This is a genomic window from Methylobacterium sp. WL116, from assembly GCF_008039455.1.
Lineage (GTDB): Bacteria > Pseudomonadota > Alphaproteobacteria > Rhizobiales > Beijerinckiaceae > Methylobacterium.
Window position 1 is genome coordinate 1 of sequence record NZ_VRUV01001136.1, and the last position, 477, is coordinate 477.

At 74.4% G+C, this 477-nt stretch carries 1 pseudogene; it reads right to left on the reverse strand.

The features are described from left to right. A pseudogene (locus tag FV223_RS29770) lies at window positions 1–477 on the reverse strand (hypothetical protein); the annotation flags it as partial.

The following is a 477-nucleotide window of genomic DNA, read 5'->3' on the forward strand; positions in this document are numbered from 1 at the left end:
CCCGCGGTGCCGGTGAAGTCGACCACGCTGCCGTCGGTGGCCGAGCCGACCGTGATGGTGCGGCTCGCGGCATCCTGCTGGACGAGGCCGATCGTGCCGGCGTCGAGGCCGCTGCGCAGCGCGGTGAGGTTGCCGGCGTTCGTCGCCACGGCCTGGTTCGTCGTGAACAGCTGGCCGCCGTTGACCGCGTCGGTCGAGCCCGAGGCGAGGCTTCCCGGGGCGACGTTGTGCAGGGCGACCGGAGCGCCGCCGTTGGCGCCGACCAGCGTCGCGTCGTTCGAGGGCGTGGCCGGGTTCGCGGTCGTCGGGTCCGCCGACGTGGAATATCGCAGCGGCATCTGCGACAGCGCCACGGCGCCGCTGTCGGTCGTCGCCGGCGCGAGCCCGGTGATGCCGACCGCCGAGCCGACGCTGCCGCCGCGGGTTAGGTCGATGCCGGCGAGCCGGTTGCCCGAACCGTCGGTGTCGTAGCGCAGG